We start from the raw sequence: 13710 nt of genomic DNA on the forward strand, positions 1-13710 counted from the left end.
GCGTGGTCTAACGGGAGGAGGGAAGAGCCATGTTTGTAAGGGAAATGTCTCGTGAGGAATGCCAAGGCGTCGTGGCAGCCGGAGATCTCGCGCGGCTGGCATGTTGCAGGGGCGGCCAGCCCTACATTGTGCCGATCACGTACGCGCATTCGGGTGAAGCATTTTATTTCTTTTCCATGCCTGGCCAGAAAATCGACTGGATGCGCAGCAACCCAAAGGTGTCGCTGCAGATTTCCGAATTTGCCAGCAGTCGACGGTGGAAGAGCGTGGTCGTGACGGGCACGTACAGAGAACTACCGGCGCAAGGCCGCCGTAGCGAGCGTATTCACGCCTGGTCCCTGCTCCAAAAGAAAGCCAACTGGTGGGAACCAGGGGGTCTCAAACCTGTACCGCAAGAGATCTCAGGGGCGTCTGCGCATATCTTCTTCTGCGTCGAGATGGACGAGATGACGGGCCGGGCAGCCTACACCGGTGAGCAATAGTTTCCCGCATCCGCAGGCGATCGCCTCCGATGGATTCTACGCCCCCAGCTTCCGTCGCTTGCATATACCTTTGCAGCTCCGTTAGGCCGGCCGATCCCACGAGCCCAAGCCGGCAAACATCCGGCGCCTTCGTGACGTCGCGGTCCGCACCGCTGTGCGAGCGGAGGAGGTCGCATCGTTGCATACCCATGTCTTGCCGCTCTTGTCCGGATACTTTTTGACCTGCCAGCACGTCTCGCGAGCTCCCAAGCAACTTGATCTGGATCAAGGTGCCACGGGCAGGGCTCTGACAATTCTCGCAATAGTTTTGCGGTTCGCGCCGCGTGCGTCAGTCAGCGATAAGAGAGAGTTGGGGCCTAACCATGAAACACACAGTCGAGATGGTCGTGCTTGCCGTCGGCGCCTTCCTGGCGCTGGTCGGAGCCGGCCTTGCGCATGACCGCCTGTTTGGCGCGCACATGTGGGTGCTGTTCTTCGTGCTGCTCGCCGGCACCCTGGTGCTCATGCGCCGCGTTGACTTCCGCCCGGCTGTCGCGGGTCATCCTGGCCGTCGAAGCGAATACTTCGACGAGGTCGTGAAGTACGGCGTAATCGCGACGGTATTCTGGGGCGTGGTCGGCTTTCTCGTCGGCGTCGCCGTTGCCCTTCAGCTCGCCTTGCCCGACCTCAACGTGGAGCCTTGGTTCAACTTCGGCCGGGTAAGGCCGCTTCACACGTCCGCCGTCATTTTCGCCTTCGGGGGCAACGCGCTTATCGCAACTTCGTTCTATGTCGTGCAGCGTACCAGCCGCGCACGGCTCTTCGGAGGGGACCTCGGTTGGTTCGTCTTCTGGGGGTACCAGCTCTTCATCGTCCTCGCCGCTACCGGCTACTTGCTCGGGATCACGCAGTCACGCGAATACGCTGAGCCGGAATGGTACGTCGACCTCTGGCTCACCATCGTCTGGATCGCCTACCTCGTCGCCTTCCTCGGCACGGTCCTGAAGCGCAACGAACCGCACATCTATGTGGCGAACTGGTTCTATCTCGCCTTTATCGTCACCATCGCGATGCTGCACGTCGTGAACAATCTGGCGGTGCCCGTCTCCTTCCTTGGTTCGAAGAGCTACTCCGCATTTTCCGGCGTGCAAGACGCGCTGACGCAGTGGTGGTACGGACACAACGCGGTGGGCTTCTTTCTGACTGCCGGCTTCCTGGCGATGATGTACTACTTCATCCCGAAACAGGTGAACCGCCCTGTCTATTCCTACCGTCTGTCGATCATCCACTTCTGGGCGATCATCTTCATGTACATCTGGGCCGGTCCTCACCACCTGCATTACACGGCACTGCCCGACTGGGCGCAAACGCTCGGCATGGTCTTCTCCATCATGCTCTGGATGCCCTCGTGGGGCGGCATGATCAACGGCCTGATGACGCTGTCTGGCGCCTGGGACAAAATCCGCACCGATCCGGTGGTCCGCATGATGGTGATGGCCGTCGCCTTCTACGGCATGGCGACCTTCGAAGGCCCGATGATGTCGATTAAGACAGTCAACTCACTCAGCCACTACACTGACTGGACCATCGGCCACGTCCATTCCGGCGCGCTCGGGTGGAACGGACTGATCACTTTCGGCGCGATCTACTATCTCGTGCCGAAGCTGTGGAACCGCGAACGGCTCTACAGCGTGCGCATGGTCAACTGGCACTTCTGGCTCGCCACCCTCGGCATCGTCGTCTACGCCGCTGTTATGTGGGTCGCCGGTATCCAGCAAGGTTTGATGTGGCGCGAATACGACGACCAAGGCTTCCTCGTGTACTCCTTCGCGGAAACGGTCGCGGCCATGTTCCCCTACTATGTCATGCGCGCCGCCGGCGGCGCCCTGTTTCTCGCCGGCGCGCTCCTCATGGCCTTCAACGTAACCATGACGATCCTCGGGCGCGTCCGCGATGAGGAACCGATCTTTGGTGCTGTACCGCTGCCGGCGCCTGCAGAATAGGAGAGCAAAGACTATGTCCATTCTCGACAAACACGCGATACTCGAGCGCAATGCCACGCTGCTGCTGATAGGCTCACTCCTGGTCGTTTCCATCGGCGGAATCGTCGAAATCGCGCCGCTCTTTTATCTCGAAAACACCATCGAGAAAGTCGAAGGCATGCGACCATACTCCCCGCTTGAGCTTGCCGGCCGCGACATCTACATCCGCGAGGGATGCTACGTCTGTCACAGCCAGATGATCCGTCCTTTCCGTGATGAGGTGGAGCGGTACGGCCATTACTCGTTGGCGGCGGAGTCGATGTACGACCATCCCTTTCAATGGGGTTCCAAGCGAACCGGACCGGATCTCGCCCGCGTCGGCGACCGCTACTCCAATGAATGGCATGTCCAGCACATGATCGAGCCCCGCTCGGTCGTGCCGGAATCTGTAATGCCGAGCTACGCATTCCTGAAGGAGACACCGCTCGAGGTGAAGAATGTTGCCATGAGCCTCAAGGCGAACAGAGCTGTCGGCGTCCCCTACACCGACGAGATGATCGGCAACGCGGCTGCGGACCTTAAGGCCCAGGCCGATCCGAATGCCGACGGTTCGGGTGTGGAGGCACGCTATCCCAAGGCCAAGCTCGGCGACTTCGACGGTGATCCGCAAAGGCTTACGGAGATGGATGCGCTCGTCGCCTATCTCCAGATGCTGGGCACGCTCGTCGACTTCTCCACCTACGACGACGCCGCCGGCTATCGCTGAGAAGGAGGCAACATGGAAACGTACACGGCCATGCGCCATTTTGCTGATAGCTGGGGATTGCTCGCGATGACGTTGTTCTTCCTCGGTGTCGTTTTTTTCATCTTCCGCCCCGGCGCCAAGAAGGCTGCCGCTCAGGCGTCTGTCATCCCGCTGAAGGAGGACTGATCTATGGCCGACAAGCACAAGCACGTCGACGAGGTCAGCGGCGTAGAAACCACCGGGCATGAATGGGACGGCATCCGCGAACTCAATAATCCGATGCCGCGCTGGTGGGTCTACAGCTTCTATGCCACGGTCATCTGGGCGATCGGCTATGCGATCGCCTATCCCTCGTGGCCTATGCTGACGGAGGCGACCAAGGGCGTGCTCGGCTATTCGAGTCGCGCCGAAGTCAGCGTCGAACTGAACGCTGCCAGGGCTGCACAGGCCGGCAATCTGGAGCAGATCGCATCGAGCTCGGTCGAGGAGATCATTGCAAATCCGCAACTGCAGCAATTCGCCGTTTCGGCCGGGGCTTCCGTATTCAAGGTGAACTGCGCCCAGTGCCACGGCTCGGGGGCTGCGGGCGGGCAGGGTTTCCCGAATCTCAATGACGACGACTGGCTCTGGGGCGGCAAGCCGGAAGAAATTTATCAGACCATAGCTCATGGGGTTCGCCACGCCCCCGACGGGGAGACTCGGGTTTCGGAGATGCCGCCCTTCGGCGACATGCTGACGCCAGAGCAGATGCAGCAGACGGCCGCCTACGTCGTGAGCCTCACTCAGGCACCGTCGCAACCGCACCTCGTCGAGCAGGGCAAGGAGGTCTTCGCCGACAATTGCGCTTCCTGCCATGGCGCAGACGCGAAAGGAAACCGTGAGATGGGAGCACCCAACCTCGCCGATGCGATCTGGCTCAAGGGCGAGGGCGAGCAGGCGGTCATCGCGCAGATGAAGACGCCGAAGCATGGCGTGATGCCCGCATGGCTGCCGCGCCTCGGCGACCACGCCGTCAAGCAGCTCGCGGTGTTCGTCCACTCGCTGGGCGGCGGCGAGTAGAGGTCCACGACCGATTGGCCGTGCACGCGTGCGGCCGATCTTCCTGGTCACGGGTGGGTGGCCAGCTTTCGTTCGTCTACGGGCAGGGGAGACCGGCCCGTTCAAAGCCCGTGGGGTGCCCACCGCAACGTTCGGCATCCGAGCGCGGACTTGATGCAGATCAAGGTGACCGGAGTGCACATCGGCAAAGGTCGCCTCACAAGCGAAACCACCGCCGGGACCTGCCTGCATGCTCCACCAGCCGATAACCAAAGCTTCAGTCGAACGGCTCGATGCCGAAGCGGTCAATGCCGCGCGCGTGCGAGGGCCGCTCTACGAGAAGCGTCGGAAGATCTTCCCGAAGAGGACCGAGGGTCGCTTCCGCCGGTTCAAGTGGCTGGTGATGCTGGTGACGCTCGGCATCTACTATCTGACGCCGTGGATCCGTTGGGACCGCGGGGCCCATGCACCGGATCAGGCAGTCCTCATCGACCTCGCTTCCCGGCGTTTCTATTTCTTCTTCATAGAGATTTGGCCGCAGGAGTTCTTCTTCGTTGCGGGGCTCCTCGTCATGGCGGGCTTCGGTCTCTTCCTGGTGACTTCGGCGGTCGGGCGGGCCTGGTGCGGCTATGCCTGCCCGCAGACCGTTTGGGTCGATCTCTTTCTCGTCGTCGAGCGCTTCATCGAGGGCGACCGCAACGCGCGCATGCGCCTCGACGCTGGAGCCTGGAGCTTAGACAAGATCCGCAAGCGCGTCGCCAAGCATGCCGTTTGGCTGGCGATCGGGGTTGCGACCGGCGGCGCGTGGATATTCTATTTCGCCGATGCGCCCTCGCTTTTGGCGAGCCTGGTCGCGCTCGATGCGCCGCCGGTCGCCTATACCACGATCGGCATTCTGACCGCGACGACCTATGTCTTCGGCGGACTGATGCGCGAGCAGGTCTGCACCTACATGTGCCCATGGCCGCGCATCCAGGCGGCCATGCTGGACGAGAACTCGCTCGTCGTTACTTACAACGACTGGCGGGGGGAGCCGCGCTCGCGGCATGCGAAGAAGGCGGCGGCTGCCGGCGAAGTCGTCGGGGATTGCGTCGACTGCAACGCCTGCGTCGCTGTCTGTCCCATGGGCATCGACATTCGCGATGGCCAGCAGCTCGAATGCATCACCTGCGCCCTCTGCATCGACGCCTGCGACGGCGTGATGGACAAGCTCGGCCGCGAGCGCGGGCTGATCTCGTACGCGACGCTCAGCGACTATGCCGCCAATATGGCCCTTGCGACCAGCGGCGGGACTGCGGAGATCGACCCGACCCGCGTGCGCGACGCCAATGGCGCCTTCCGTGACAAGGTGCGGCATCTCAACTGGCGCATCGTCTTCCGGCCCCGCGTTCTCGTCTATTTCGGCGTCTGGGCGATTGTCGGACTCGGTCTTCTTTTCGGCCTGCTGGCGCGCGACCGATTGGAACTGAACGTCCTGCACGACCGCAACCCCCAGTTCGTCGTAGAATCCGACGGCTCGGTGCGCAACGGCTATATGGTCAAGCTGCTCAACATGATCCCCGAACAGCGTACCATCAGCCTGACGATCGAGGGTATGCCCGCCGCCACCATGCGCGTGGCCGGCCAGGCGACCGGCGACGGGCGCAGCATCACCATCGGCGTCGAGCCGGACAAGGTCACCCCACTCAAGGTCTTCGTCACGTTGCCGAAGGGTAGACTCGCCGAAGCGGAAGAGGGCTTCTCCCTCATTGCGGAGGATCCGTCCAGCCACGAACGCGATGTGTATCAGGCCAATTTCAATCTGCCGGGAGCAGCAAGACGATGAGCACGACAACGAAACAGCGCGGCCCGGAGCGCGGATTCACCGGTTGGCACATGGTGGCGGTCATGGGCCTCTTCTTCGGCACCATCATCTCCGTCAACCTCGTCATGGCTTGGAACGCCAGCCGAAGCTGGAGCGGCCTTGTCGTCGAGAACACCTACGTCGCCAGCCAGCAATTCAACGGCAAGGTGGCTGAGGGCCGCGCCTTTCAGGCAAGCGGCATCAAGGGACGACTGACGGCCGAACCCGGCGCAATCCGCTACGTCCTTACCCGCAACGGAGAACCGGACCGACAAATCGACAAGGTAATCGCCGTTCTCAAACGACCGGTTGAGGAGCATGAGGACCTTCGCGTCGAGCTCCATCCGGGGGGCGAGGGCGCTTTTGCATTGGCTGAGGAGTTGAAGCCCGGTCAATGGATCGCCGCCATTACGGCCATGTCGGGGGATGCGGTGGTTCACCGCCACACTATCCGCTTCATCGCAGAGGGAGGTGACAAATGAGCTGCTGCGCCGTTGGTGCGGCAACCATGCTTGCCGAAGGAGGGCAGGCGTCGCCCGTCTCCGAGGAACTTTGGCTTGCGAGCCGGGACCTCGGAGGCGGGTTGCGTCGGTCGGAGCTGAGCGTCCCCGATGCCTGTTGCGGTGCCTGCATCGCCACGATCGAAGGAGCGCTGCACGCCAAGCCCGAAGTCGAACGCGCCCGCGTCAATCTCTCCTCCCGTCGGGTTTCAATCGTCTGGAAGGAGGAGGTTGGCGGTCGTCGCACCGATCCCTGTGACTTCTTGCATGCCATCGCTGAGCGTGGTTATCAGACACACCTCTTTTCGCCCGGCGGGGACGAGGGCGACGACCTGCTGAAGCAGTTGATCCTCGCGGTTGCCGTTTCCGGCTTCGCCGCAACCAATATCATGCTGCTCTCCGTATCAGTCTGGTCCGGGGCGGATGCGGCCACCCGCGATCTCTTCCACTGGATCTCGGCGCTGATCGCCGGACCAGCGCTGATCTATGCTGGCCGCTTTTTCTACGAGTCGGCATGGAACGCCATTCGCCACGGCCGAACCAACATGGATGTGCCGATCGCGCTCGCCGTCAGCCTTTCCTATGGCATGTCGCTCTACGAGACGATTGGTCATGGCGAACATGCCTGGTTCGATGCATCCGTGACCTTGCTGTTCTTCCTGCTGATCGGCCGTACGCTCGATCACATGATGCGGGGCCGTGCACGAACGGCGATCAGCGGTCTCGCACGCTTGTCTCCGCGCGGGGCCACGATTGTCCATCCGGATGGCTCGCGCGAGTACCGCGCCGTCGACGAGATCAAGCCAGGCGAACGCCTGATTGTCGCGGCTGGCGAGCGTATCCCCGTCGATGGACGGGTGCTGTCCGGGACAAGCGACCTCGATCGCTCCGTGGTCAACGGCGAGAGCTCGCCGACCGTGGTCGCCACAGGGGACACGGTTCAGGCCGGCACGCTCAACCTCACCGGACCGCTCACGCTGGAGGCGACCGCCGCGTCGCGCGACTCGTTCATCGCCGAAATCATCGGATTGATGGAGGCTGCCGAAGGGGGCAGGGCGCGCTACCGACGCATAGCCGACCGCGCCGCCCGCTATTACTCGCCGGCAGTCCATCTGCTGGCGCTCCTGACCTTTGTCGGCTGGATGCTAGTGGAGGGAGATGTCCACCATGCCATGCTGATCGCAGTGGCGGTGCTCATCATCACATGCCCCTGCGCTCTTGGTCTCGCGGTTCCCGTCGTCCAGGTCGTTGCGGCCGGGCGGCTGTTCCAAGGCGGTGTCATGGTCAAGGATGGCACGGCGATGGAGCGTCTCTCTGAGATCGACACGGTGCTCCTGGATAAGACCGGCACGCTGACCATCGGCAGACCACGGCTCGTGAATGCGCACGAAATCGCAGGGGGTCGGCTCGCGATTGCGGCGGCTATCGCGGTGCATTCGCGCCATCCGATCGCAATAGCGATTCAGAATTCGGCAGGGGCAATCCCTGCGCTTGCTGGCGATATCCGGGAAATTCCCGGCGCCGGCATCGAAGTGAAGACCACGGACGGCGTCTATCGGCTCGGAAGCCGCGGCTTTGCAGTCGGCGATCCGGGCTCCGATGGCGGGCAATCGGAGGCAATCCTGTCGTTGGATTTTCGTGAGCTTGCCTGCTTCCGGTTCGAGGATCGGCCGCGCCCCGCGTCGCGCGAATCGATCGAAGCCCTTGGCCGCCTGGACATTGCGACGGGAATCCTATCCGGCGACCGGGAGTCTGTGGTCGCAGCCCTCGCCAGGAGTTTGGGGATTTCGAACTGGCATTCCGAACTCTCGCCACGCGAAAAAGTCGAGGCATGCGCCGCTGCCGCCGAGGCAGGTCACAAGGCCCTGGTAGTGGGGGACGGCATAAACGACGCGCCGGTTCTGCGTGCGGCACACGTTTCCATGGCTCCGGCGACTGCCGCCGATGTAGGGCGCCAGGCTGCCGACTTCGTCTTTATGCATGAGGCCCTTTCGGCAGTTCCCTTCGCCATCGAGACTTCGCGGCACGCCGGACGACTTATCAGGCAGAACTTCGTGCTGGCGATTGGCTACAACGTCATCGCCGTGCCGATCGCCATTCTTGGGTACGCAACTCCGCTTGTTGCCGCTGTCGCTATGTCCACCTCGTCGCTCGTGGTGGTCTTCAATGCTCTGAGACTGAAGCGCAGCCTTGCCGCCGGTAAGGCCGCGACGCCATCCACATTGATGCATTCAGACGCGGTGACCTCATGAACACCCTCATCTATCTCATTCCAATCGCACTCAGTCTCGGTGGTCTGGGGCTGGTCGCATTTCTGTGGGCGCTCAAGAGCGGACAGTACGAGGACCTCGACGGAGCCTCCTGGCGCGTACTCGACGACGGAGATGGCAAGGGTGAATCGAGCCGGCCTTTCCAGCTATTTGACCAAGATCAACTTACCGAAACCGGCATAGCGCTAGACTGATGGCAGGTTTATTGGGACATTCGCAATGAAGATGCTGCAATTGACTTCGAGCGATAGGACGACCTTCCTGAGTTCGCGCTTCTTCGGACGGCTGCCGTGCTCCACCGTCGACGCCATTATCGAGGACACGAGGCTATCCACCTACGAGGAGCACGATATCCTCTTCCACAAGGGCGACAGCATCGACGACGTGTTCTTTGTACTTTCAGGTCTGATCCGCCTCTACCGTGTTGGAAAAGACGGGCGCGAGGCCGATGTGGCGGTGTTCTCCAAAGGCGAAATGTTTGCCGAGAACGTCATGTACCTGGGGCGTGCCACCGCCAGCGCGGAGGCTGCCGAAGCATCCAACATTGCGCGCATTGACAGCGCCAAGCTTCGCCAATTCGCCGCCGCAGACCCCGATGTGGCGCAGGCTTTCATCGAGCATCTCTGCCATCGAGGCAATATAACGGAAGACCTGCTCGCACAAGATCGCCTGCTCACCGCTACGCAGCGCGTTGCAAGCTACATCCTCAGCCATTGTCCAAACGGCACCACAACAAGCTTCTCGTTCCGCTTGCCGTTCCAGAAGTACGTGCTTGCGGGGAAGCTTGGCCTGGCCCCGGAAGCCCTGTCACGCGCCTTTTCGACGCTGCGCCAGTCCGGGGTCACCGTAAAGGGTCGGATGATCGAGATTCACGACCGGCACGAGCTGGAGCGGATCTAAGCCGGAGCAGAGCACGACTGATCCGAAAATACACGCACAACGTATAATTTACTAAAGATTGAGGAGTTGACACAATACATCTCCCGGTAAGACATGGTCCGGTTCCAGAAGACTGCGGATGCTTGGTTTCGCTATCCGCGTCGCGCGAGGATGGGGAACCATGTGCCGTGCCGTCAAGCATCGACTTCAAGCCCTGGATGCGATCGGCAAAGATAGACAGAAGCCTTGATTTGTCCCCCTTGGGGGATAGATGCTCGTTGCTAGGGGCTGTTCATGACGAGGGAGCAACTTCATGGGACAGTTGACGACGCGAGAACGGGATCGAGCCGCGGCAATATTGCTCGTCCTGGCTATTGTGGGCATAGCCATGGCGGCAGCAGGCCGGTTCGACCCGCTCGGAGTACATGGCGCGATTGTCCTCTTATACAGCCTCGGCCTGCTGTATGTTATAATGTCGAGCTCGTTCGGACCTCCGCCGGATCCGTCGCGGATCTCCCGCTACTACGACGATCCCATCAAGGTCGGCGTCTGGTTCACGTTGTTTTGGGCGATCTTCGGCATGTTCGTCGGAGTCTGGGCCGCCGCGCAGCTCGCCTGGCCTAGCCTCAATTTCGATACCGCCTGGGCGAGCTTCGGGCGGATCAGGCCGGCCCACACGACCGGGGTGATTTTCGGGTTCGGCGGCAACGCCCTGATCGCAACCTCGTTCCACGTGGTTCAAAGGACCTCGCGCGCCCGGCTGGCGGACCAACTCAGCCCATGGTTCGTGCTGTTCGGCTACAATCTCTTCTGCATTCTGGCCGTGACCGGCTATTTCATGGGCGTCACGCAGTCGAAGGAATATGCCGAGGCAGAATGGTATGCCGACCTCTGGCTCGTCATCGTCTGGGTCACCTATTTCATCCTCTACATCCGGACGCTGGCGCGGCGCAGGGAGCCTCACATCTACGTCGCCAACTGGTACTACATGGCCTTCATCGTGGTCGTGGCGATCCTGCACATCATCAACAACCTGACAGTTCCGGTCTCCCTGGGGCATGCCAAGAGCTACACGATCTGGGCGGGCGTGCAGGACTCGATGGTGCAGTGGTGGTACGGGCACAATGCGGTCGCTTTCTTCCTGACGGCAGGCTTCCTGGCGATGCTCTATTACTACCTGCCGAAGCGTGCCGAGCGGCCCATCTTTTCCTATCGGCTGTCTATCCTCAGCTTTTGGGGCATAACCTTCTTCTACATGTGGGCCGGCTCGCACCACCTTCATTATACGGCCCTGCCGCATTGGGTGCAGAACCTCGGCATGACATTCTCTGTGATGCTGCTTGTTCCCTCATGGGCATCAGCCGGCAACGCGCTGCTGACCCTGAACGGCGCCTGGCACAAGGTTCGCGACGACGCGACGCTGCGCTTCATTATGATGGCCGCCTTCTTTTACGGCCTGTCGACCTTCGAGGGATCTTTCCTCGCGGTCCGTCCCGTCAATTCGCTTTCGCACTACACCGACTGGACAGTCGGCCATGTCCACGCAGGGGCCCTGGGCTGGGTGGCGTTGATCACCTACGGTTCGCTCTACACGCTCGTGCCGGCGATCTGGAAGCGCGAGAGGATGTATTCGGCAGCCCTCGTTGAGGTCCATTTCTGGCTCGCCTTCGCCGGCACCGTGATATACGTCTTCGCAATGTGGAACTCGGGCATCATTCAGGGCCTGATGTGGCGGACCTATACCGGGGAGGGGACGCTCGCCTATTCCTTCGTGGATTCCCTGGTGGCGATGTACCCCTACTACATTGCACGCGCCTTCGGCGGCCTGCTGTTCCTGATCGGAGCCGTTGTCGCCACCTACAACATCTGGATGACCGTTCGCGGCGTCCCTGTGCTGGCTGAACGGCACGACGACGTTCCGGTCGCCGCGCCATTGCCGAAAGGCGCGGCAACGGGACCGGCGGAGTAGGATCATGCGCGAACTTATCCATCGAAAGCTCGAGCGGACGGCGATCGGTTTCGTGCTGGCGATCATTCTGGCGGCCAGTGTCGGCGGCATCGTGGAGATCGCTCCGCTGTTCACAATTGACGAGACCGTCGAGGACGTCGAGGACATGCGGCTCTACACGCCGCTGGAGCTCGCCGGCCGCAACATCTATATCCGCGAGGGCTGCTATGCCTGCCACAGCCAGATGATCCGCACGCTGCGCGACGAGGTCGAGCGCTACGGCCCGTATTCGCTGGCGGTCGAATCCAAATATGATCACCCGATGCTGTGGGGGTCGAAGCGAACCGGACCGGATCTCGCCAGGGTAGGAGGCAAATATTCCGATTTCTGGCATGTAGCCCATCTCACCAACCCGCGCGACGTCGTGCCGGAGTCGAACATGCCGGCCTATGCCTGGCTGGCGCGGACACCATTGCGCCTGGATGACCTCGGTCTTCATCTGGAGGCGCAGCGAAGCGTCGGAGTGCCCTATACCGACGAAATGATCGAGAACGCCGCGCAGGACGCCTTCGGCCAGGCCATGCCCGACAGCGAGCAGGCGTCGGGCGTCACCGAACGATATGGCGAGGAGACCCAGGTCAGCGCCTTCGACGGGGTGGCAACACGGGTCACGGAAATGGATGCGCTCGTCGCCTATCTGCAGGTCCTCGGACGGCTGACAAAGGCGGCGTACCAGAACACGGCAGCGCCGGAACAGGTACCCGATCCAGCCGATTGAACGAGAAAGGGACAATTCGTCATGGACGTGACGCACGAGACACTGGTGGAGGCGGCGAAAAGCTGGGGGCTCTTCTATCTCATCGGATTCTCGATCTGCGTCATCGTCTACACGTTCTGGCCGGCTAACCGCGACCGTTTCGATCGCGCCAAGAAGGCGATTCTCGACAAGGATGATCAGCCATGGACGTAGAAGAAGTCGATCCAATCAGCGGCCGGAAGACCACCGGGCATGAGTGGAACGGCATCAAGGAGCTCGACACCCCGGTTCCGCGCGGAGTGCTGCTTTTCCTCGTCATCACTCATGTCTTCGCGCTTATCTGGTGGGTTCTGCTGCCCACGTGGCCGCTGGGCACCACCTACACCAAGGGCCTGCTTGGGATCGACGAGCGCGACGTTGTCGAGGAAAAACTAACCGCCGCGGCTGCCGCCAGAGCGACCTGGGAGAACCAAATCGATACGCTCTCCTACGACGAGATAAGGGCGGACGAACGCCTTATGGCGACGGTGCGCTCAACCGGCCATCAACTCTTCGGCGACAACTGCGCCGTTTGCCACGGCGTCGACGGAAAGGGTCGCAACAACTATCCGGATTTGACCGATGACGACTGGCTTTGGGGTGGCGGACCGGAGGATATTGAGCAGACCCTGAGGGTTGGCATCAACACCAGGCACCCTGAGAGCCGCGTCGGGCAGATGCCCTCGTTCGGTCGCGACCAGATGCTCGAACGCAATCAGGTCCGTGATGTCGCCGCCTACGTCTATTCGCTCACCAATCCCCAATACTCCACGCCGGAGAACATCGGCCGGATCGAGACGGGCAGAGAAGTGTTCCTCACCACTTGCGCCGCCTGCCACGGCGAAGACGCGAGAGGCAGTCGGGAGGTCGGCGCTCCGAACCTGACCGATGCCTATTGGATCTATGGCGGCTCGATGCAAACCATCATCGAGTCGGTCCATGGCGGACGCCAGGGCCACATGCCGACATGGGACGAGCGGCTGACACCGGCGGAGATCAAGATTCTGGCCCTCTATGTCAACGCGCTGGGCGTGGAGAAGCCGTGATGACGAAGGTTGTTGCCAGACGAAGCAGATCGACGCTGGCCTGGTGGGGCCTCGTTGCTGCGGCGATTTTCCTCGGCGCTAACGCCCACATGCTTTACGTCGCGATCGATAGCGATCCCGGATGCGTCGCCCACCTCAAGGAGACGGGGCCGACACCGGGACAGTACAGGGCCGCAAAATCATCCTGCTGACGGCATGGTGT

General features: G+C 61.6%; 14 protein-coding genes and 1 pseudogene. All 15 read left to right on the forward strand.

The features are described from left to right. The first annotated feature begins 29 nt into the window (after positions 1-29). The 15 genes and pseudogenes from AC5J09_RS01480 to AC5J09_RS01550 all read left to right on the forward strand — a co-directional run bounded on the left by AC5J09_RS01480 (position 30) and on the right by AC5J09_RS01550 (position 13699). Positions 30-482, forward strand: coding sequence for a pyridoxamine 5'-phosphate oxidase family protein (locus AC5J09_RS01480; RefSeq protein WP_494296666.1), 453 nt, complete (start codon positions 30-32; stop codon positions 480-482). A 362-nt stretch (positions 483-844) separates the two neighbouring features. After that, a complete protein-coding gene (ccoN, locus tag AC5J09_RS01485) occupies positions 845-2464 on the forward strand; it encodes a cytochrome-c oxidase, cbb3-type subunit I (RefSeq protein ID WP_494296667.1) in 1620 nt (539 codons plus the stop codon). Between the two features lie 13 nt (positions 2465-2477). Continuing rightward, positions 2478-3209, forward strand: a complete 732-nt coding sequence (gene ccoO, locus AC5J09_RS01490) for a cytochrome-c oxidase, cbb3-type subunit II (RefSeq protein ID WP_494296668.1) — start codon at positions 2478-2480, stop codon at positions 3207-3209. Positions 3210-3221: 12 nt separating this feature from the next. Then, on the forward strand, positions 3222-3374 hold the full coding sequence (locus AC5J09_RS01495) for a cbb3-type cytochrome c oxidase subunit 3 (RefSeq protein WP_102763113.1): 153 nt from the start codon (positions 3222-3224) through the stop codon (positions 3372-3374). Positions 3375-3377: 3 nt separating this feature from the next. Next, a complete protein-coding gene (gene ccoP, locus AC5J09_RS01500) occupies positions 3378-4247 on the forward strand; it encodes a cytochrome-c oxidase, cbb3-type subunit III (RefSeq protein ID WP_494296669.1) in 870 nt (289 codons plus the stop codon). Positions 4248-4476: 229 nt separating this feature from the next. Beyond that, the gene (gene ccoG / locus AC5J09_RS01505; protein ID WP_494296670.1) at positions 4477-6051 is read left to right on the forward strand and encodes a cytochrome c oxidase accessory protein CcoG; all 1575 of its coding nucleotides are present in this window, start codon (positions 4477-4479) and stop codon (positions 6049-6051) included. Further along, positions 6048-6551 (forward strand): FixH family protein, encoded by a 504-nt coding sequence (locus AC5J09_RS01510; RefSeq protein WP_494296671.1) that lies wholly within the window; start codon positions 6048-6050, stop codon positions 6549-6551. The genes ccoG and AC5J09_RS01510 overlap by 4 nt, the downstream gene beginning before the upstream one ends. Next, positions 6548-8821: a cation-translocating P-type ATPase gene (locus AC5J09_RS01515; protein WP_494296672.1), complete on the forward strand. Its 2274-nt coding sequence runs from the start codon at positions 6548-6550 to the stop codon at positions 8819-8821. The genes AC5J09_RS01510 and AC5J09_RS01515 overlap by 4 nt, the downstream gene beginning before the upstream one ends. Beyond that, positions 8818-8976: pseudogene (gene ccoS / locus AC5J09_RS01520) on the forward strand (cbb3-type cytochrome oxidase assembly protein CcoS); the annotation flags it as partial. The gene AC5J09_RS01515 and the pseudogene ccoS, both read left to right, overlap by 4 nt. A gap of 82 nt (positions 8977-9058) precedes the next feature. Then, entirely contained in the window at positions 9059-9739 is a 681-nt protein-coding gene (locus AC5J09_RS01525) for a Crp/Fnr family transcriptional regulator (RefSeq protein WP_494296673.1), read from the forward strand. Positions 9740-10031: 292 nt separating this feature from the next. After that, positions 10032-11687 carry a cytochrome-c oxidase, cbb3-type subunit I gene (gene ccoN / locus AC5J09_RS01530; protein ID WP_127712321.1) on the forward strand — a complete coding sequence of 552 codons (1656 nt, stop codon included), beginning with the start codon at positions 10032-10034 and terminating at the stop codon, positions 11685-11687. Positions 11688-11691: 4 nt separating this feature from the next. Then, entirely contained in the window at positions 11692-12444 is a 753-nt protein-coding gene (gene ccoO / locus AC5J09_RS01535; RefSeq protein ID WP_324765276.1) for a cytochrome-c oxidase, cbb3-type subunit II, read from the forward strand. 21 nt (positions 12445-12465) lie between these two features. After that, positions 12466-12636 (forward strand): cbb3-type cytochrome c oxidase subunit 3, encoded by a 171-nt coding sequence (locus AC5J09_RS01540; protein ID WP_100673587.1) that lies wholly within the window; start codon positions 12466-12468, stop codon positions 12634-12636. Further along, a complete protein-coding gene (gene ccoP, locus AC5J09_RS01545) occupies positions 12627-13508 on the forward strand; it encodes a cytochrome-c oxidase, cbb3-type subunit III (RefSeq protein ID WP_494296674.1) in 882 nt (293 codons plus the stop codon). The genes AC5J09_RS01540 and ccoP (AC5J09_RS01545) overlap by 10 nt, the downstream gene beginning before the upstream one ends. Then, the gene (locus AC5J09_RS01550) at positions 13508-13699 is read left to right on the forward strand and encodes a hypothetical protein (RefSeq protein ID WP_127712324.1); all 192 of its coding nucleotides are present in this window, start codon (positions 13508-13510) and stop codon (positions 13697-13699) included. Before ccoP (AC5J09_RS01545) ends, AC5J09_RS01550 begins: the two co-directional genes overlap by 1 nt. Positions 13700-13710 lie beyond the last annotated feature (11 nt).

The organism is Sinorhizobium sp., assembly GCF_059070375.1.

Bases quoted from the DNA above. Each gene is read 5' to 3' on its own strand.
- ccoO (WP_494296668.1), top strand. From the start codon at position 2,478: ATGTCCATTCTCGACAAACACGCGATACTCGAGCGCAATGCCACGCTG.
- AC5J09_RS01480 (WP_494296666.1), top strand. From the start codon at position 30: ATGTTTGTAAGGGAAATGTCTCGTGAGGAATGCCAAGGCGTCGTGGCA.
- ccoP (WP_494296669.1), top strand. From the start codon at position 3,378: ATGGCCGACAAGCACAAGCACGTCGACGAGGTCAGCGGCGTAGAAACC.
- AC5J09_RS01495 (WP_102763113.1), top strand. From the start codon at position 3,222: ATGGAAACGTACACGGCCATGCGCCATTTTGCTGATAGCTGGGGATTG.
- ccoO (WP_324765276.1), top strand. From the start codon at position 11,692: ATGCGCGAACTTATCCATCGAAAGCTCGAGCGGACGGCGATCGGTTTC.
- AC5J09_RS01540 (WP_100673587.1), top strand. From the start codon at position 12,466: ATGGACGTGACGCACGAGACACTGGTGGAGGCGGCGAAAAGCTGGGGG.
- ccoP (WP_494296674.1), top strand. From the start codon at position 12,627: ATGGACGTAGAAGAAGTCGATCCAATCAGCGGCCGGAAGACCACCGGG.
- AC5J09_RS01515 (WP_494296672.1), top strand. From the start codon at position 6,548: ATGAGCTGCTGCGCCGTTGGTGCGGCAACCATGCTTGCCGAAGGAGGG.
- ccoN (WP_494296667.1), top strand. From the start codon at position 845: ATGAAACACACAGTCGAGATGGTCGTGCTTGCCGTCGGCGCCTTCCTG.
- ccoN (WP_127712321.1), top strand. From the start codon at position 10,032: ATGGGACAGTTGACGACGCGAGAACGGGATCGAGCCGCGGCAATATTG.
- AC5J09_RS01550 (WP_127712324.1), top strand. From the start codon at position 13,508: ATGACGAAGGTTGTTGCCAGACGAAGCAGATCGACGCTGGCCTGGTGG.
- AC5J09_RS01510 (WP_494296671.1), top strand. From the start codon at position 6,048: ATGAGCACGACAACGAAACAGCGCGGCCCGGAGCGCGGATTCACCGGT.
- AC5J09_RS01525 (WP_494296673.1), top strand. From the start codon at position 9,059: ATGAAGATGCTGCAATTGACTTCGAGCGATAGGACGACCTTCCTGAGT.
- ccoG (WP_494296670.1), top strand. From the start codon at position 4,477: ATGCTCCACCAGCCGATAACCAAAGCTTCAGTCGAACGGCTCGATGCC.